16 protein-coding genes are annotated in these 19024 nt (G+C 33.9%); 8 read left to right on the top strand and 8 right to left on the bottom strand.

All coding sequences use genetic code 11. From position 1 onward, the window contains the following. Positions 1-182 precede the first annotated feature (182 nt). The 3 genes from LV89_RS19835 to LV89_RS19825 form a co-directional block, all read right to left on the bottom strand. The gene (locus LV89_RS19835) at positions 183-1067 is read right to left on the bottom strand and encodes a bifunctional 5,10-methylenetetrahydrofolate dehydrogenase/5,10-methenyltetrahydrofolate cyclohydrolase (protein WP_109744665.1); all 885 of its coding nucleotides are present in this window, start codon (positions 1065-1067) and stop codon (positions 183-185) included. A gap of 427 nt (positions 1068-1494) precedes the next feature. Then, the gene (menB, locus tag LV89_RS19830) at positions 1495-2304 is read right to left on the bottom strand and encodes a 1,4-dihydroxy-2-naphthoyl-CoA synthase (RefSeq protein WP_109744664.1); all 810 of its coding nucleotides are present in this window, start codon (positions 2302-2304) and stop codon (positions 1495-1497) included. A 39-nt stretch (positions 2305-2343) separates the two neighbouring features. Then, on the bottom strand, positions 2344-2811 hold the full coding sequence (locus LV89_RS19825; RefSeq protein WP_109744663.1) for a DUF2452 domain-containing protein: 468 nt from the start codon (positions 2809-2811) through the stop codon (positions 2344-2346). Positions 2812-3288: 477 nt separating this feature from the next. On the opposite strand from LV89_RS19825, the gene LV89_RS19820 reads away from it, so the two are divergent. Then, positions 3289-4341 (top strand): AMP-binding protein, encoded by a 1053-nt coding sequence (locus LV89_RS19820; protein ID WP_109744662.1) that lies wholly within the window; start codon positions 3289-3291, stop codon positions 4339-4341. Positions 4342-4381: 40 nt separating this feature from the next. Here the strand turns inward: LV89_RS19820 and LV89_RS19815 are convergent, their stop codons facing one another. Both LV89_RS19815 and LV89_RS19810 read right to left on the bottom strand, forming a co-directional pair. Then, positions 4382-6994: a DUF5686 and carboxypeptidase regulatory-like domain-containing protein gene (locus LV89_RS19815; RefSeq protein ID WP_109744661.1), complete on the bottom strand. Its 2613-nt coding sequence runs from the start codon at positions 6992-6994 to the stop codon at positions 4382-4384. 423 nt (positions 6995-7417) lie between these two features. After that, complete coding sequence (locus LV89_RS19810) at positions 7418-8290, bottom strand: alpha/beta hydrolase (RefSeq protein ID WP_109744660.1); 873 nt, start codon at positions 8288-8290, stop codon at positions 7418-7420. Between the two features lie 93 nt (positions 8291-8383). Between LV89_RS19810 and LV89_RS19805 the strand changes: the two genes are divergently transcribed. From LV89_RS19805 to LV89_RS19780, 6 genes are all read left to right on the top strand, one after another. Then, the gene (locus tag LV89_RS19805; protein ID WP_109744659.1) at positions 8384-9088 is read left to right on the top strand and encodes an esterase family protein; all 705 of its coding nucleotides are present in this window, start codon (positions 8384-8386) and stop codon (positions 9086-9088) included. Positions 9089-9180: 92 nt separating this feature from the next. Continuing rightward, entirely contained in the window at positions 9181-10161 is a 981-nt protein-coding gene (locus LV89_RS19800; RefSeq protein WP_109744658.1) for an ATP-grasp domain-containing protein, read from the top strand. Positions 10162-10374: 213 nt separating this feature from the next. Then, the gene (locus LV89_RS19795; RefSeq protein ID WP_109744657.1) at positions 10375-11475 is read left to right on the top strand and encodes a carboxylate-amine ligase; all 1101 of its coding nucleotides are present in this window, start codon (positions 10375-10377) and stop codon (positions 11473-11475) included. Positions 11476-11658: 183 nt separating this feature from the next. Then, on the top strand, positions 11659-12507 hold the full coding sequence (locus LV89_RS19790) for a type 1 glutamine amidotransferase (protein WP_109744656.1): 849 nt from the start codon (positions 11659-11661) through the stop codon (positions 12505-12507). Positions 12508-12584: 77 nt separating this feature from the next. Next, on the top strand, positions 12585-13781 hold the full coding sequence (locus LV89_RS19785; RefSeq protein ID WP_109744655.1) for an ATP-grasp domain-containing protein: 1197 nt from the start codon (positions 12585-12587) through the stop codon (positions 13779-13781). Between the two features lie 95 nt (positions 13782-13876). Further along, the gene (locus LV89_RS19780) at positions 13877-15070 is read left to right on the top strand and encodes an aspartate aminotransferase family protein (RefSeq protein WP_109744654.1); all 1194 of its coding nucleotides are present in this window, start codon (positions 13877-13879) and stop codon (positions 15068-15070) included. 71 nt (positions 15071-15141) lie between these two features. On the opposite strand, the gene trxA is transcribed toward LV89_RS19780, so the two are convergent. The 3 genes from trxA to LV89_RS19765 all read right to left on the bottom strand — a co-directional run bounded on the left by trxA (position 15142) and on the right by LV89_RS19765 (position 18251). Further along, positions 15142-15465: a thioredoxin gene (gene trxA / locus LV89_RS19775; protein WP_109744653.1), complete on the bottom strand. Its 324-nt coding sequence runs from the start codon at positions 15463-15465 to the stop codon at positions 15142-15144. 191 nt (positions 15466-15656) lie between these two features. Beyond that, a complete protein-coding gene (locus tag LV89_RS19770) occupies positions 15657-16997 on the bottom strand; it encodes an ammonium transporter (RefSeq protein ID WP_109744652.1) in 1341 nt (446 codons plus the stop codon). Between the two features lie 111 nt (positions 16998-17108). Then, complete coding sequence (locus tag LV89_RS19765) at positions 17109-18251, bottom strand: porin (RefSeq protein WP_229201560.1); 1143 nt, start codon at positions 18249-18251, stop codon at positions 17109-17111. Between the two features lie 451 nt (positions 18252-18702). Here LV89_RS19765 and LV89_RS19760 point away from each other — a divergent pair, with 451 nt between their 5' ends. Further along, complete coding sequence (locus tag LV89_RS19760; protein WP_109743044.1) at positions 18703-19002, top strand: helix-turn-helix domain-containing protein; 300 nt, start codon at positions 18703-18705, stop codon at positions 19000-19002. The last annotated feature ends 22 nt before the right edge of the window (positions 19003-19024 follow it).

Below are 19024 nucleotides of genomic sequence, written 5' to 3'. Positions count from 1 at the left end.
CCTGATTTCAATGTTATACTCGTGTAATTTTCCGCAAAAGTACAAAATCTCATTCGTTTAAAAAAGCATAAACCCTTGTATTTTCGATTTTAGGCTGATTTTTAATAAATCATCAACTTGGAAAATTACTATTTTATAAAGAATCATTTGGACTATAAAAATGTGTCAAAATGACATAAATGTTATTTTGAATAAATTAAGCCTTTTGCAGAAAGCAAAGTATTTTTCATCAATGAAACGATTGTCATCGGTCCAACACCTTTTGGAACTGGTGTGATAAATGAACATTTTGGAGCAACTTCGTCAAATTTAACATCACCTTTCAAAGCAAATCCTGATTTTTTACTTGAATCTTCTACTCTTGTTAAACCAACATCAATGACTACTGCACCTTCTTTTACGTATTCAGCAGTAATAAATTCTGGACGCCCCAAAGCGGCTATTAAAATATCCGCAGATGCACAAACGGCTGGTAAATCTTTCGTTTTTGAGTGAGTTAACGTTACGGTACAGTTTCCAATTTTGGTATTTCTTTGCATCAAAATAGACATTGGTAAACCCACAATCTGACTACGCCCAACTACAACGCAATGTTTTCCAGAAGTTTCGATATTGTATCTTTCCAATAAATCTAAAACGCCTTGCGGAGTAGCAGAAATATACGCAGGAAGTCCTTTTGCCATACGTCCAATGTTGATTGGATGAAATCCGTCAACATCTTTGCGTGGGTCAATCGTTTCCATTACTTTGTCTGGATTGATATGGTCAGGAAGAGGAAGCTGAACTATAAGCCCATCCATATCATCATTATTATTTACCTTTTTTACTTCTGCTAAAAGTTCTGATTCGGTGATAGTTGGGTCAAAACGAAGAAGTGTAGAGTTGAATCCTAATTCTTCACAAGACTTTACTTTATTGGCAACATAAGTTTCTGATGCTCCGTTGTTACCCACTAAAATGGCAACTAAATGTGGCGTTTTTCCGCCCGAAGCCTTAATTTCAGCAACTTCCTGAGCAATTTCCTTCTTAATTTCGTCAGCTACTGCTTTACCGTCAATGATTTGCATAATTTATGGTTTTGTAATTTTCCTGCAAAATTACGGATAAGGGTTTAGCTTATGAGGGTTTATTTGAAATATTTTTGATATTGTTTGAACTATGATTTATTGGATTGAGAGGTTTTAGGATTTTTTGTCTGAACTTGGATTTGTTTGATTGAAGAATTTTAGGATTTTTTTGTTTGAACTTGGATTTGTTTGATTGAATGATTTTTGGATTTTTTTGTTTGAACTATGAATTTGTTTGATTGAATGATTTTTTGTTTGAACTATGAATTTTTGGATTTTCATTTTTGTACAATCATAAAATCAGACAAATCATGGTTCAAACAAAAACAAAATCCAAGTTTAGACCAATAATTCCAATTCTACTCAAAACAAAAATCCCCAAATCGCAAGAAAGCAATTTGAGGATTTCTTATTCTCAAGCCTAAAATCAAGGGAATTTTGGAAATTTACTAAAATCAGGTTTGCGTTTTTCTAAGAATGCGTTTTTACCTTCTTTTGCTTCTTCTGATAAATAGTACAATAAAGTCGCATTTCCTGCTAATTCTTGAATACCAGCTTGTCCGTCTAACTCAGCATTGAATGAAGATTTCAACATTCTTAATGCTAATGGACTTTTCTCTAAAATCTTTTTACACCAAGCGACAGTTGTTTCTTCTAATTTTTCTAATGGAACAACTTTGTTTACCAAACCCATATCCAACGCTTCTTCAGCATTGTATTGGTCGCACAAAAACCAGATTTCACGAGCTTTTTTCTGTCCAACTACACGAGCAAGGTAAGATGCACCAAAACCTCCATCAAATGAGCCTACATTTGGACCAGTTTGCCCGAAACGTGCATTTTCTGCGGCAATTGAAAGGTCACACACTACGTGTAAAACGTGTCCTCCGCCAATTGCCCAACCTGCTACCATCGCCACAACTGGCTTAGGAATCGAACGAATTTGTTTTTGTAAATCCAATACGTTTAATCTCGGAACGGTATCTTCTCCAATATATCCACCATGCCCACGTACTGATTGGTCGCCACCAGAACAAAATGCTTTTCCACCTTCGCCTGTTAAAATAATTACACCAATTTTCTCTTCATCACGACAAATATTCATGGCATCAATCATTTCTTTTACCGTCAATGGCGTAAAAGCATTATGAACTTGCGGACGATTGATGGAAATTTTGGCGATTCCATCTTGAAATGTAAATAAAATCTCTTTGTACTCTTTAAGGGTTTCCCACATATTGTTATTCAATTAATTGTTGTCTTTTGATGTTGCAATTTAGGCTTTTTCTCCGTCATTATAAGCATTCTCATTGTATTGAACGTCCCAAGTATGGTCGGCAAGTAGGAGACATTTTGCTAAAAATCTACTGTATTTAAAAGAACGTCCCCATTCATTTGGAGCAACCAACGAAAGTAAATCTGTTCCATTTTCTTTTTCATACATATAATAAGTTTCGTTGATAATTGGTTCAAAACCCATTGCTGCATCATAAATACGCTCCGAAATTTCTTTACGCTGAGCCAATAATTTTGCTTGACGAGCCAATGTTTCCATTTGTTCGTACAATTGGTTCATTTGACGGTCTGTTTGTTGACGCATAGCCGTTACTGAACGTCCTTTTGCTTTGCCTAAATCTTCTGGTCTGATTACTGCACCGCCTGCTGTGTGGGCATAAGGTAATAATCCCGGATTTTCGGCTACTTTATCTTTATTGATTGGATTTAAAAATTTATCGTCTGACATATTTTTCAAATTAAATTGATGATTTATCTTGCAAATTTAAGTTTTGTAGATTTTATTTTTATTTATTAATTTTAAATTGGCTATTTTGTCTATTGAAATGCTTATTAATAGATAAAATGATTATTTGTTAAGCTGTAAGTTATAACTTTGAAAATAAAATATCTATTTACTATCAAAACATTTTTTAACATTTAATGTTTAGGTGTTAATACAAAAAAAAGAAAATTCGCTTTTCTGATGTTGCTTATTAAAAAATCGGCAAATTTCAATGGGCAAAAATACGAATAAGGAGGTAAGAAAGGAATTTTTCTCTTTGTTGGATTAAGAAACACTACTTGATGTTTTTTTTGTAAATGTCTGATAGATAGATGATTATATTTATTCTGTTTCCTTGAAAAAAATACCTGCCGCCAATTTAGTCTGACACCCATTGGAAATACTCTAAAAGGTATTTTCTTTGGGTGTTTTTTATGAATAATGATGCAGATAGATAATTTCCATAAATTACCCAATGCTACAAATGAGTATGAGCAAAAAGTAATTGATTTTTGTAATAATTGGTTGAGAGGACAAAATGAATTTGTCATTAAAACTTCTGGTTCAACAGGTGAGCCCAAACCAATTGTTCTAAGTCGTTTCCAGATGGAGGCAAGTGCTAAACTTACGGGTAAAACTTTTAAATTAAGTGAGGGAGATACGGCTTTAGTCTGCTTAAATGTGGAGTATATTGCAGGGATGATGATGCTGGTACGTGGAATGGTTTTAGGACTTAAACTTATCATTACAGAGCCTTCAAGTAAGCCTTTGGAGGGTTTAGATATTCAAAATATTGACTTTGCGGCATTCGTTCCGCTTCAATTGCAAACGTTATTGGAAGACCTTCGCAATGTTGAAAAACTTAACCAAATGAAAGCCATCATTGTTGGTGGTGCAGCAGTAAATGAAGTTTTAGAAAACCAAATTCAACAACTATCTGTACCCATTTTTAGCACTTATGGCATGACAGAAACCGTTTCACATATTGCAGTAAGACGTTTGAATGGAGAAAATAAAAATAAAAATTTTAGCGTTTTAGAAGGCGTTGAAATTGGTCTGGATAATCGTAATTGTTTGAATATTAAGGCGGATGCTTCAAATAATGAGTTGATTCAAACCAATGATATTGTTGAAATGATAGGAGAGAAGGAGTTTAAAATCATTGGTAGATTTGATAATATTATTAATAGCGGAGGCGTGAAAATTCAATTAGAGAAAGTTGAAAAATTGATTGAAAAGGAAGTTCAATCTTTAGAAATTAAAAGATTTTTTACCTACGGAATTCCTGATGAAAGATTAGGTCAAAAGTTAATTTTGGTAGTAGAAAAAGCTTTTTTGGAGCAAAATAAGATTGATTCTTTTCTGAAAAAAATAGTTTCTATTTTAAGTAAATATGAAATTCCGAAAGAGGTTTTATTGATGGATAAATTCATAGAAACTCCAACGGGGAAAGTTGATAAACGAGCTACTGTTGAACATATTTTGAAAAAATGAGAATAGCCAAATTTTGTAAAATTGGCTATTCTCAGAGTTATTACCTATTAAATTTAATTCTCAAAGCAGTTGCTCCGTACTGTCCATTTACAAAATTGCCGACAACTTCTAATCCAAATATTTTCCCAATTCCTGAGATACCATAACCAACTTCTAAATAATTGAAATTTTGATTTGGTACATTCAAATAATTCGCAAAAATTGACTCTTTCAATCCGTACAATCTTAAAGGCGTTATTTGTGTCAATAAGAATTTTTGAAAATCATTGGCTGCAAAAACTTCAAAATAATTGCCTTTTGTACTGTGTAAATAATATTCTAAGTTTCTGAAAGCGTCAAATTTGAATGAACGTAAAATGGTCTGATTTCCATTGAAATGGCGATAATCTGAGAAATAAATAGGTGTTTTCAAATATCCGCCATAATTAGCTAAAACGTGTAAATCGCCTAATTTTTCTATTTCAAAAATCTGCTCATAACTTCCTTGTAATCTTGAAAAATTACCTTCTGAAAATAAACCATTGGTACTTTTTACTTTGAAAATTGGATTTCCACGATTGATAGTGTATTCTCTTCCATTAAACTCTCCTTTTTTAGCAAATGGTCTGATAGTCAGCTCAATATCAGTTATTAATAATTCTGGATTTACAAAATTTGCTGTTTTATTTTCAACATTATCAGGCTGATTTGGGAGAAATTCTCTTTCAGATCGATTTATCCAAGATTTGAAATCTGGCAAATTTTGTAATTCTCTATTTTTACTATAACCAACTGTAAAAGCACCTGTCAAAACCTGTGAAAAACGATTTCTATATTCTAAATTGATAAAATCTTTCTCATATAATTTCATGTAGTTTTCCTTCGCAAGCATGGTGTATAATGTATTTATCATGCTCGACATTGGGTTACTGTCATTAAATTGTTGAATATAGCGACCCGTTTTTATCTCAAAAGAATGATAATCTTTTAGGTAAAAGTAGCCCAGATTCCAGTTGAATTGTTTTCTGCCAAAAGCATAACGCAAATCTGAATAAAGTGAAGTACGTTTTGTTCTTTTTTCCCGAGTTTCATATTTTAAACTTCCTTGCAAGTAATAACCATCCACGGTGTTAGCATTGCCCAATTCCATGATTGGCGATGTATAAGTGAGTGAACGTGGGTAAAATCCATACAATTCATCTCTTTTGCCATAATGGTAGGTATTTCCGAAAAGTAAATGAGGGATTTTGAAAACAGGTAAATTTTTAATCGAATCTTTTTTATACTGTGCTGCATTCACTTTGGTGATACTATCAGCTTGGGCATATCCTTTAATTTCAAAGTCTGTTAAAGGAACTTGTCTTTCTTGATTCCAAAAATCGGCACTTCGTTTTTTGTAAAGCGTGTCAATTTCAATGTTATAAGAACGTGCCAAAGCTACATCATCACCTTTTGCTTTTCGTTCTTTTTTATCTTCTTTTTGAGATTCCTTTAAGAATTTTTCTAATTGTTTTCGGGTGATTTGTTTCTGTTGTAAAGCAGTTTTAGCATTCACTTTCTCACCTTTTAAGCTTGTAGCCTCGGCTTTGTCAATTTTTTCGTCGATAACAACAGGACGTTGATGATATTTTTCGTTTAATGAAATGGCATAATTCCGAACATTGGTAACATAATTGAAGAAGCCGCCTACGCCAAAAGCATCAAAATCTGTTCTGAAATTATAACTTACAGGCATCCAAACATCGTTGAAAGGTGAATAAAGAATTTTTATTGAATTCTGAGAATTATCATCACTAAATTTCAAATCTAAACTATGAATGTACCATGAATCTTCGATGATATTGATAATTCCACTAAAAACGTTTTCTCCTTGTGATTTTGGCGTAACTCGGATTTTATTGATTGTCAAACCATTTTCTCTAAAATCTCCTTCGTAAGAAAATTTGTAATAGGCTAAAGCGTAAGGTGAAAGTGGAGAAATTAAGTCACCAAAGGCTTTTGAACTGTAAAAATTAGTTCTGGCAACGGTGATAAAGTTTGCTCCTTGGTCTTGCAGTTTTTTAGGTAAATTATTTCTGGCAGAAACTACTTTTTCTTTAATAGTTGAAGGTTGTTTGAAATTAATATCGTTAATCGACTCAATAACATATACTTGCCCGATTTTAATGCCCGTTTCTTGTTCAATTTTTTTGCCTGCCAACATTTTTACTAAACCCGAAACTTCTTTTACCTGTGCTGTTCCTTTTACGTAAGTTCGGGCGGTATAGGTATTTAATTCTAAAATTTTGAAGCGTGCCATCGAAATGGTTTTTCGCATGATGGTATAAGCTGGGTCTTCGGCTTTTGCAGAGAATTTTACTTCGTTTAATGCCACAGATTGTTCTTCTAAAACCACGTCTAAGGTCGTATAATCATTGTCAACTACAACCGTCTTTTCGAGATTTTTATGGCTTAAATATTGGAAAATAATAACATGAATTCCTTTTTCTAAGGCTAATTCATATTTTCCTTCATCGTTTGCCATTGTGCCTTTTGATGAGCCTTTCACGACGATAGAAGCATAAGAAAGTTGTTCGCCTTTGGTATTTTTGATTGAGCCTTTGATGCCTCCCGCAAATGAACATACCGTAAAAAATAAAATATTAATAGTTGTTAAGAGGAAGTTTTTATTCATTTTGAAGAGGTTTTAATACATGAGTTTATAAAGTTTTAAGTAAACATTGGGATTTAGGCAATAGGGCTTAGTGTTCTATGTATTTGATTGTCAGTGGTTTAATGTGATTTTCATATAATTTTATACGATTACTTGAGTACACTGTTTAACAAGTTTTCTGAATAATTTTTTATCCTAAAATGTTTGATTAGGAGACTTCCCGAAAGTTATTTCTACTTTTGGGAAGTTGAAATAACTTATTAAACAGTGTATTGAGTAATGATGAAAATTAAATTACACTTGAAACTCCATAAGTTATTAGTAATCAAGTTTATGTAAATCCTAATGCCTAAATCCTAACATCTGCTTATTAGATGCAATGTTAACGTAAATGGTTGTTTAATGAATATTTTTGATAGTTAAAAATGCTTAAAATAAGTTTAATTACTTAGCAAATGCCCATTTTAAGAATTGTGGTAAAATTGCAGACCAAGTATGATGATTATGTTCTCCACCTATGACTTCTTCATAAATAATGTCTTTGTTCATGACGTAACCCTTCTTTTCGAGTTCCTTCATTAAGTCAAGAGTATCGTCGATAGCATCAATAATTCCGTTATTATTTCGGTCAGAATCTTCATCATTAGTACCTGCTTCAAACCAAAATTTCATGCCGCTTTTGTATGCTCCATTTCTAACGATATTATGAATGATTCGGTCGTTTTCGTCAGTATAACCATCTTCTTCAGATTTTTGTCGCCACCATAACGCACCAGAAAAAACACCAATTTTTGAGAAAACTTCTGGATAATTCCATCCAATATCCATTGCCGAAAGTCCACCTAATGACAATCCTGCGATGACATTCCCTGCTTTTTTTGTTGAAATTTTTTCATTTATGTATGGCAAAAGTTCATTCAAAACAAACTCAGAATGTTGTTTAGCTTTGGCTCCACGTTGTTTATAATCTGTTTGGCTTGCTGTGCCGTATTCTTGAATTCTGTCTTCATTTGCATGGATTCCTACGCATAAAAACGGAATTGCTGTATTTGTTTCTAATAACGATGAAATACACTTTTGCATTTGAAGAGCATGGAAATCTTGTCCATCATTGAAAAACAGAATCGGTAATTGTTCAGAAATATTTTTAGGATATATCAAAGTCAGGCGTACATTTCGCTGTAAATATTTAGAAGAGATATTTTCTTCAATTTGAGTAAGTTGAGGGGTATTTTCAGTCACAATATTAAAAGTTTGTTGAGCCTGCGTTTTTAGGATAATTCCATAAAGGCAGAAAATTAGTAAAATTTTTCGCATGAAAAATATCGTTTGAAATGTTTTGAAACTAAAAAACAATTTCTATTTTAGGATAAATTTAACAATAAAAAAGCAAAACAAACCTGTCATTCTATGCAAGAACGTTATATAAAGTATTACTCACACCATCTCGGTGCTGACAACGAAATGCTAATTTATGGCAACTGGGGTTATCCAGTCATCGTTTTCCCAACTACAATGGGCAGGTATTATGAAGCCAAAGATTTTAAGTTGATAGAATCTGCTCGGGGACATATTGAAAGCGGAAAAGTCAAGATTTATTGCCCAGATAGTATTGACAAATATTCGTGGTATGGAAAACATCTTCATCCTTCCGAGAGAGTGCAGAATCATAATTACTATGACCAATATCTGAACGAAGAGTTGATACCTGCCATCATGAATGAATGTAACGTATCAAAAGTGGCAGTAGCAGGTTGTAGTTTTGGAGGATACCATGCCGCTAATTTTGCCTTTCGTCATCCCGATAAAGTTTCACATCTTTTTACGATGGGAGCAGCATTTGATATTCGTTCATTTTTGGGCGATTATTATGACGATAACGTATATTTTAATAACCCTCCAGACTATTTGCCTAATGCCGACAATTCTAATTTATGGCAAATGGACATCGTTTTGGGTACTTGTAATGCTGATTTTTGTAAACCAGAAAACGAAAGATTATCGAAAATATTAGCACATAAACATATAAATCATTGGTTGGATATTCGCTGGCATGGTACACATGACTGGGATATTTGGCGTGAAATGTTCCCTGATTATTTGAATAAAATTTAGCAATGAGGTATTAGGTTTATGTTGTTAGGTGTCAAATTTTAAAAAATATACCAACATTAAACCCTAATCCCTAAAACCTTCAAAAAACAAACATGAAAAAAATTGGTATCCTTCACGGAATGGAATCCTCATTTCCAGAGGCGTTTGTCGAGCGTGTAAACCAAATCGCTCCCACAGGAATTTCAGCAGAACGGATGATTGTAGAAAAAGTTTTACAAGGCGAATCATCTGGTTATGATGTAATTATCGACCGTATTTCACAAGATGTTCCGTTTTATCGTGCCATGCTCAAAAATACCGCTTTAACTGGTACTGCGGTGATAAATAACCCATTTTGGTGGTCGGCAGATGAAAAGTTTTTTAACAATGCTTTGGCAGTTCATTTGGGCGTTCCCGTTCCGAAAACAGTTTTATTGCCCTCAAAAGAGCGTCCTACGGATACTTCTGAAACATCTTTCCGAAATTTGAAATTTCCTTTGCCTTGGGGCGATATTTTTGAGCATATCGGTTTTCCTGCCTACATGAAACCACACTCAGGCGGAGGTTGGAAAAGCGTTTATAAAGTGAGAAATCCCGATGAACTTTTCAATGCTTATGATGAAACCGACCAGTTGGTAATGCTATTGCAAGAGGAAATTGTTTTTACGGATTATTTCCGTTGTTATTGTATCGGTGGAAAAGAGGTAAGAATAATGCCTTATGAGCCGAGAAATCCTCATCATTTGCGTTACGATGCTACTTTGCCAACGGGAACTCAAGCAAAAAAACTATTGGCAACTGTCAAAGATTACGTTTTGAAATTGAACAAAGCCTTAGGTTATGACTTCAATACGGTAGAATTTGCCGTAAAAGATGGAATTCCCTATGCCATTGATTTTTGTAACCCAGCACCTGATGCTGATATTAATTCAGTTGGACAAGAGAATTTTGATTGGGTTGTTGAAACTGCGGCAAAAGTTGCCATTGACCGTGCCAAAAAACATAAACCCGGAAAGGATAATCTCACTTGGGGAACGTTTATTTCTTCAGCAGTAATTGGTAAAGACCTCGCTTCATTGAAAAGCGATAAGTAAGTACAAGGACGATTTAAGAATTACGATTTACGATTGTCATGAATTTGATTATCAATCATTTATGAACTATCAAAATGCTGCTTTATTTTGTCCCAATAGTTAATCGAGCATTAATAAAACTAAAATAAAGGAAGATTTAAGTATTGAGTATTTGGATAAAGCTTTTTTCTAAATATTCAATACTTACGTTCCTAACTTCATAAAAACTAAATTATGCCCTTATTTACACTTGGAATCGAAGAAGAATTTCAAACCATAGACCCTGTAACTCGGGAACTTCGCTCTCACATGAGTAAAATTGTAGAGGGAGGACAAATTACCTTACACGAAAGAGTAAAAGCCGAAATGCACCAAGCCGTTGTGGAGGTTGGGACGAACATTTGTCATAATATTCAAGAAGCAAGAGCAGAAGTAACAGAATTGAGACGGCATATTATTGAATTGGCCGACCAACAAAATTTATGGGTTGCTGCTGCGGGAACTCACCCTTTTTCAGATTGGCAAGACCAATTAATTACCCCAAACGAACGTTATGACGCTTTAATAGATGAAATGCGTGACGTGGCAAGGGGAAATTTGATTTTTGGTTTACACGTTCATGTAGGCATTCAAAGTCGGCAAGAAGGCATCCAAATTCTGAATGCAGTACGTTATTTTCTTCCACATATTTATGCACTTTCTACTAATTCACCTTTTTGGTGTGGTAGAAATACGGGGTTTAAATCGTATCGTTCAAAGGTTTTTGACAAATTTCCACGTACAGGTATTCCTGAGTTTTTTTCGTCTGCAAGTGAGTACGACGAGTACATAAATTTGCTCATTAAAACCAATTGTATCGACAATGGCAAGAAAATTTGGTGGGATATTCGTCTGCATCCATACTTTGAAACCATTGAATTTAGAATTTGCGATATTCCAATGCGAATTGATGAAACCATTTGTTTAGCAGCTTTAATGCAAGCTTTGGTAGCTAAAATTCATAAATTGATGAAGCAAAATCTCAATTTTAGACCCTACCGAAGAGTATTAATCAATGAAAATAAATGGCGAGCGGCACGTTATGGAATTCAAGGGAAATTGATTGATTTTGGAAAACAACAAGAAGTGCCTTATCGTGATTTATGTGGCGAATTATTGGATTTTGTAGATGATGTTTTAGATGAATTGGGCAGTAGAAAAGAGGTAGAATATATTAAAGAAATTCTTGACCACGGCACAGGTGCAGACCGTCAATTATCCGTTTTTGAACAAACAGGCGACTTGAAAAAAGTAGTAGATTACATTGTGGAAGAAACAAAACAAGGAATTTATTAGATTTGACAACTTTTTTGAAAGTTGTCAAATCTAAACAACATTATTCCAAAATATATTCTGATGCGTTATGTCGTACTCTATAAATGAAGTAATTTTGCAGGAATAACTCCTCTGAAGCATTTCCTATTTTACTGTTTTTTGAAAAAATAAGTCAATATTTCATTACAAACAAGCAGTATTATCATGCAAAAACCACTAAAAATTGCCATTTTAGATATGTACAACAATGTTCCCGGTGAAGGAATGCGTTGTATCGTTAATTTGGTCAATGAATTCCAAGAAAGAGAGCAAATTCCTGTTGATACGACCATTTTTAATGTCCGAGCCAATAACGAAATCCCTGATTTAAGTTTTGATATTTTTATTTCGACTGGTGGACCGGGAAGTCCTTTAGAGTCTGAAGATGCTTGGGAAAAACCATATTTTGAATTTATTGATGCTCTCTTTGCTCATAATAATTCTGAAGAGGTGAAATCTGGAGAAAGTACAAAAAAATATCTTTTCTTAATTTGCCATTCCTTTCAATTAGTTTCTCGTCATTTAGGTATTGGAAAAGTTACCAGACGTAGAGGAACTTCTTTTGGCGTATTTCCTGTAAATCAAATTGACAAAGGAATCAAAGAAGAACTTTTTGAGGGTTTGCCTGAACCTTTTTATGTAGTCGATTCTCGTGATTATCAATTGGTTAGTCCAAACAAAAAAAGAATTAAAGAATTGGGCGTTACGCTTTTGCGAATGGAAAAAGAGCGTCCACACGTGAATTTAGAACGTGCAATTATGGCAATTCGTTATTCTCAAGAAGTATTTGGAACACAGTTTCACCCAGAAGCTGATGCGATTGGAATGTTAAAATTACTTTCTACTGACGAAAAAAAGAAGGCGGTAATTAAAACGCATGGATTGGAAAAATACAATGATATGATTGATAAATTAGACGACCCAGATAAAATACTTTTGACGGAATCTATCATCATTCCCAAATTCTTAAAAAAGGCAACAACTTCTATTTTACAAGCAGAGTTAGTCAGTTAGTACGGCAGATTTTTAATCTGTCAATCAGAGAGTCCGATTAACAGGTTGAAAACCTGTCCTACCTAAATCAATAAACTATGCAATCATCAATCAGGCAACAATATAATAAAGATTTTACACAAGATAAGTACCAACAATTGGTGGCAGACTTGAACAAAGCTGCTCAAAAACCAATTGAGTTTCGAGTTGCCGAAACGCCCGTATTTGTTCCGAAATCTTTAAAGGATAAATTGATGAATACTTGCGAAAGTATTATTGATGTGATTGTATCTGAAGATTTTAAGGCTAAAACTGATGGAGCAATTCCGAAAAATCAGAATGTTCCAAACGAAAATAATCATACTTCATTTTTAGCGATAGATTTTGCAGTTTGTAAGAATGATGAAGGCGATTTTGTTCCGCAATTAATTGAATTACAGGGCTTTCCTTCGCTTTTTGGTTTTCAGTATTTGTTGTCAGAAACTTATCAAAAACATTTCTCAATTCCTGAGAATTATGAATTTTTATTTAATGGAAATGATAGAAAAGGATATGTTGAAGCATTAAGAAAATTAATAGTAGGCAATGAATCTATTGAAAATGTTATTTTGTTAGAGATTTATCCAGAAATACAAAAAACAAGAGTAGATTTTGATATTACCGAAGGTCTGATAGGAGTGAAGGCTGTTTGCTTGACTAAAATTATAAAAGAAGGAAGACAACTTTTTTATTTGAATGATGGCGTCAAAACGCAAATTAAAAGAATTTATAATCGCTTGATTTTTGACGATTTAACTAATTTCCCTGATTTAAAAACTGATTTTAATTTAACTGATGATGTTGATGTAGAATGGATTGGTCATCCGAATTGGTTTTTCAGAATTAGTAAATTTACGATGCCTTTTTTCAAAAATGAGTTCATTCCTAATTGCCGATTTTTGAATGAATACAAGGGCATTTTTCCAGAGAATTTATCTGATTTTGTGCTTAAACCTCTATTTTCTTTTGCAGGTTCGGGCGTAATAATTAATGTAAAAAAAGAGGATTTAACTTCCATTATTGACCCCGAAAATTATATTTTGCAAGAAAAAGTAAAGTATGAGCCAATCATTGAAACGATTGATGGAAACAAGGTGAAATGCGAAATAAGAATGCTTTATATCTGGCAAAAAGATGAACCAAGACCAATTTTGTTAACCAATTTAGCGAGGCTTTCACGTGGGGAAATGATTGGCGTGAGATACAATAAAGATTTTGACTGGGTTGGGGCAAGCGTTTGTTTTATGGAGAAATGATTTTGAATATATGTTGTTACAAAGGCACGGAAATACTAATTTTTAGCGTTTCCGTGCCTTTGTGGCTAATTTGATAAAGAAAAATAACAAATTAAATGATTACACACAGAGAATTATTTTTAAAAAATGTTGCTCAAACTTCTGACTTTCCTTTAGCTCTCGAATTTGAGCGTGCAGAAGGCATTTATATGTATGATAAGACGGGAAAAGGATATATTGATTTAATTTCTGGAATTGGGGTTTCAAATGTTGGACATCGTCACCCTAAAGTTGTTGAAGCCATTCATAATCAAGTAGATAAATATTTACATTTAATGGTTTATGGCGAATATGTTCAGTCTCCGCAAGTCCTTTTAGCTGAAGCCTTATGCAAAACTTTGGTACATTCTGCTGGTGCTAAACCAGTTTTAGATAATGTATATTTTACAAATTCTGGAACAGAAGCAGTTGAAGGAGCGATGAAATTAGCAAAACGTTTTACGGGTCGTCAGGAGATTATTTCATGTTTCAATGCTTATCATGGTGCAACGCAAGGAGCTTTGTCGATGTCAGGAAGTGAAAATTTCAAAAGGAATTTTCGTCCACTTTTGCCAGAAACTAAGCAAATTAATCATGGCAATTTTGAGGATATTCAGAAAATTACCGAACGAACTGCTGCTATTTTTATTGAAGTTATCGGCGGTGAATCTGGCGTTAGAGTTCCTGATAAAGAGTATTTTATTGAATTACGAAAACAATGTGATTTGACTGGTACACTTTTGATTATAGATGAAATACAAACAGGTTTTGGGCGGACAGGCACTTTTTGGGCGTTTGAGCAATACGGTTTTTATCCCGATGTACTTTTATGTGCGAAAGGAATGGGCGGTGGAATGCCAATTGGAGCTTTCATAGCCAACCAAAATGTCATGGGAGTTTTTAAGAATAATCCAATTTTAGGACATATTACTACTTTTGGAGGACATCCTGTTAGTTGTGCGGTATCTTTGGCAACGTTGAATGTAATTTTAGAAGAAAACCTTTTGAACAATGTCAAAGCGAAAGCACAGCTTTTTAGACAGTTGTTAGTTCACGAGAAAATTAAGGAAGTTCGCAATCAAGGATTGATGATGGCAGTTGAATTTGAAGATTTCGACACTTTAAAATCAATTATAGACCGTGCCATTTTGAATGGAGTTATTACAGATTGGTTCTTATTTTGTGATAATTCAATGAGAATTGCACCGCCTTTAGTAATTACGGAAGAGGAGATTAGATTGGCTTGTGAGACTATTTTAGAAGCCATATAATGGAAAAAGGTATTAGATTATTATGGCAATTAGCAAAAAACTAACACCTAATATCTAATACCTAAAACCTACTAAGCGTGTTTCAAAAGTGTTTGAGCTAAAACTGCCTTTGGAATATTTCCGCCAACCATTCTTTCTACTAATTCACCTTTTTTGAATATCATCAATGTTGGAATTGAACGAATACCTAAAGTTGATGGAACAGTTGAGTTTGCATCAACATCCATTTTAGCAACAACTGCCTGCCCTTCAACATCACCAGCCAATTCTTCAACGATTGGTCCAATCATTTTACATGGTCCACACCATTCTGCCCAAAAATCAACTAAAACTGGTTTGTCTGAATTAATTAGCTCCTGAAAATTCTCATCAGTTGCTACAACATAATTTGCCATTGTATTTGTTTATTTAGTTTAAAATCTATCTTCAAAATTACAACATTTTGCATTATCATTTTGGTTCAAAATAGTTTTAATTTCAATTTAGTTTTTCCTTAAAAATGAAAAAGTTGCCCGTCAGAGACAGACAACTTTCCTTCTGAAACAAAACCACAAGAACCATTACTTGTGGTTGAGTTACAATATTTTTATGCTTCCATCAACGACTCATCGTGTTGTGAAATATCTAAACCTACTCTTTCTTCTTCTTCAGTTACACGTAATGGAATGATTTTGTCAGTTACCATTAATAATAAATATGACATACCGAATGCAAAACCAGATACGACTGCAAGGGCAACCATGTGTTTAATGAAAAGAGCAAAGTCTCCTGTTACTAATAAACCTTGTTCTGTATCCACTACCACTGAGTTTACTGCTTTTGAAGCGAATAATCCTGTCATAACCATACCCATCATACCACCTACACCATGACAAGGAAATACGTCTAATGTATCATCTAATTTAGAATTTGCTCTCCAGTGTGCTGCGATGTTTGAAACAATTGCCGCTACAGTACCAATGAAAATTGCTGCTGTTACCGATACAAAACCTGATGCTGGAGTAATAGCAACTAAACCAACTACTGCACCAATACAAAAACCAAGAGCCGACACTTTACGTCCACGAGTTACATCAAATAATACCCATGATAAACCTGCTGCTGCTGCTGCCACGTGAGTTGTAGCAAATGCTGAAACTGCTAATGGACCTGCACCAACTGCTGAACCTGCATTGAAACCGAACCATCCGAACCATAATAAACCTGTTCCTAATAATACGTAAGGGATATTTGCTGGAGGTAAAACACTTGCTTCAATGTGTGACTTACGACGTTTTAAGTATAATGCACCTGCTAATGCTGCCCAACCTGCACTCATGTGTACAACAGTACCACCCGCAAAGTCAAGAACACCATATTTGAACAACCAACCATCTGGATGCCATGTCCAGTGTGCTAATGGAGCATAAACTACTACGCAAAAGATAACCATGAATAATACAAAAGCACGGAAATTAATACGTTCTGCCAAAGCACCAGAAATCAAAGCTGGAGTAATTACAGCGAATTTCATTTGGAAAAATGCAAACAAAGCAAATGGAATAGTAGGAGCTAAAGACCAAGGTTTTCCATCAAATACACCTTGGAACATTGCATAAGTAAATGGATTTCCAACAAAACCTCCGATACTATCACCGAAAGCTAAGCTAAAACCAAATACTACCCAAATAATGGTAATAACACCCATTGCAATGAATGATTGCAACATAGTAGAAATAACGTTTTTGTGGTTAACCATACCACCGTAAAAATAGGCTAAACCAGGCGTCATTAAAAGAACTAAACCTGATGAAACGAGCATCCAAGCTGTATCGCCCGAATTAATTCCTTCTGTTACTGCTGCACCTGGTGCTGGAACAAAAGCTGCTGCTACGGCTATCGCAAGTAAAATAGCAATTGGTAGCCATGATGGTTTTTGTTGTGTCATGTGGTTTTTTGTTTTAGGGGTTTTATTTATGGAATTGTTTACAGAATAAGCGATTTGAAAGAAACTTAAACTATCATGAATTCATTGATAGTTTAAGTTTCTTTCAAATTTTTAGAATTTATAAATCATTGCTAAACCAAGAGTAGCTTGTGATTTTTGGTCTTTACCGTCACCATCAACAAAGAAGTTTTTATCGTATGAATCAATTCTTAATTCAGGCTTCAAAATCAAATGACTATCAGCAACTGTAATTGATGGAGTAATTGTGATTGATGTTACCGAAACACCAGCACCATTTTTGTCAACTAAAGCAGTTACTCCATTTGTGTTTGAAAACGACTCGTATCTTGCTCCCAAACTAAATGTGCTTGAGAAATCATATTTAGGATATACTGCAAAACCACCCCAAGTTTTACCATCTCCAGTAGCATAATTTTGCTTACCAGTTGCAGCATTTAAACCTAATAAGAATTTCTCAGTTATTTGGTACGTAGTTGTTAAGTCTAATAAGTTATATGTTCCAGCATCAGTAGTACCTGTGGCTGCATCTTTGGTATTACGGTTTGCCGTGATTCCGTTTACATAAACATTCCATCCACTAACTGGCTGAACGAAAACTTGTGCGATTAAACCTGGTTTGTCATTATTGCTATAAAGTTGGTCAACACCATTTACAATTCCACCCATCAATGCAAACTTGTCAGAAACTGCATAAGCTGCTTTTACCCCAACATGATAGAACGGTCCATTATTGAATAAGTTAGATAATGAATAATGATAGTTCACAGGAGCATCAATTACTTCATAACCGATATGTGTACCAAACTGACCTGCTGTAAATGTTAATTTGTCAGTAGCTTTCCAGTTAAAATAAGCTTGTTTAATCGCTAAAGAAGTACCCGCTGAAGCGTTTCCTAATACACTTACTGCGTTACCATAATTACCTAAATCTGCGTTTGGTCCGAATACTAAATCAACAACTACATCTGATTTGCTGGTAGCGTATGCGATTTTTGTCTGAACAAGACCCAATGAAAAACCTGTTTTCTGGTCAAACGCTCTGGCTGTACCAGATGCACCAGTGTTCTTCATATTTCGTGGATTATTGAAGTTCGTCATATAGTACGAATCAATGTATCCAGAGAATGTGAATTTTCCCTTGTCTTCTGCTTTTTCTTGTGAAAATGCTGAAACCCCTAAAAACAAAGAAAATAATGTGGTTAAGGCTTTTTTCATAATAAAATTTTGTTTCATGTTTAAATTAAATGCTTGATTACATCACAAAGATTGTAGGTAAAATTCACTATTCCAAATTTTTAGCGTAATTTTTAACCTATTTTTTGATGTTTTTCAAAAAATAATCCAAAAATGGTCTTTAAATGAACTTGTAAATGTGATATTTTCAAATAATTTCAATTTTTTAAGTGGTTTTCTAACTTATTCTGTAAAAATGCAAAAAAACCAAATATTGTTAAATTGAATTTCTAAGAATAAATTGTATTTTTTTTATTTTTAATAGCTTTTGAGCCCTAAAAAAATATTTTTCAACAAATTGTATTTATATAAACATTCAAAGAATTTTGAATAAATGAAGTTGAACTAAAAGAATGAAAATACGCTTCATTAGCAAAATGACTTTTTATTAAGTAATTGAGCAAAAGTTATAGTGTTTTTGATTTACAATATTTCTCTATATCTTAGAGCTATGAATAACAAGCGATACATTAACTTAAGTGAGTCTGAAATCACCGACTTAACTCATTTGTTACGGACTACTAATAATCATCGAGAACGTCAACGTATTCAGGCACTACTTTGGAGTCATCAAGGTTATGACCGACAAACTATTGCCCAACTTTATCAAGTAAAAGCTGATACAGTTTCTTTTTGGTTTAAACGTTGGGAGGATAATAAATCCCGAGGTCTCAAAGATTTAGCACGTAGTGGTCGCCCCAGTATATTGACTCCAAAGGAAAAAAAAGTATCATCGAATCTTCCCTGTTAGGAATTGTAAATATTAATCTTCG

Origin of the sequence: Arcicella aurantiaca, from assembly GCF_003148625.1 — a bacterium.
In the GTDB taxonomy this organism is placed as follows: Bacteria; Bacteroidota; Bacteroidia; order Cytophagales; family Spirosomataceae; genus Arcicella; species Arcicella aurantiaca.
The sequence above is the reverse complement of the archived record's forward strand: the minus strand, read 5'-3'. Positions and strand labels throughout refer to the sequence as shown.

Coding starts and splice junctions, on each gene's coding strand:
- LV89_RS19785 (WP_109744655.1), top strand. CDS start 12,585: ATGCAATCATCAATCAGGCAACAATATAATAAAGATTTTACACAAGAT.
- LV89_RS19770 (WP_109744652.1), bottom strand. CDS start 16,997: ATGACACAACAAAAACCATCATGGCTACCAATTGCTATTTTACTTGCG.
- LV89_RS19800 (WP_109744658.1), top strand. CDS start 9,181: ATGAAAAAAATTGGTATCCTTCACGGAATGGAATCCTCATTTCCAGAG.
- trxA (WP_109744653.1), bottom strand. CDS start 15,465: ATGGCAAATTATGTTGTAGCAACTGATGAGAATTTTCAGGAGCTAATT.
- LV89_RS19825 (WP_109744663.1), bottom strand. CDS start 2,811: ATGTCAGACGATAAATTTTTAAATCCAATCAATAAAGATAAAGTAGCC.
- LV89_RS19790 (WP_109744656.1), top strand. CDS start 11,659: ATGCAAAAACCACTAAAAATTGCCATTTTAGATATGTACAACAATGTT.
- menB (WP_109744664.1), bottom strand. CDS start 2,304: ATGTGGGAAACCCTTAAAGAGTACAAAGAGATTTTATTTACATTTCAA.
- LV89_RS19760 (WP_109743044.1), top strand. CDS start 18,703: ATGAATAACAAGCGATACATTAACTTAAGTGAGTCTGAAATCACCGAC.
- LV89_RS19820 (WP_109744662.1), top strand. CDS start 3,289: ATGATGCAGATAGATAATTTCCATAAATTACCCAATGCTACAAATGAG.
- LV89_RS19780 (WP_109744654.1), top strand. CDS start 13,877: ATGATTACACACAGAGAATTATTTTTAAAAAATGTTGCTCAAACTTCT.
- LV89_RS19765 (WP_229201560.1), bottom strand. CDS start 18,251: ATGAAACAAAATTTTATTATGAAAAAAGCCTTAACCACATTATTTTCT.
- LV89_RS19810 (WP_109744660.1), bottom strand. CDS start 8,290: ATGCGAAAAATTTTACTAATTTTCTGCCTTTATGGAATTATCCTAAAA.
- LV89_RS19835 (WP_109744665.1), bottom strand. CDS start 1,067: ATGCAAATCATTGACGGTAAAGCAGTAGCTGACGAAATTAAGAAGGAA.
- LV89_RS19795 (WP_109744657.1), top strand. CDS start 10,375: ATGCCCTTATTTACACTTGGAATCGAAGAAGAATTTCAAACCATAGAC.
- LV89_RS19805 (WP_109744659.1), top strand. CDS start 8,384: ATGCAAGAACGTTATATAAAGTATTACTCACACCATCTCGGTGCTGAC.
- LV89_RS19815 (WP_109744661.1), bottom strand. CDS start 6,994: ATGAATAAAAACTTCCTCTTAACAACTATTAATATTTTATTTTTTACG.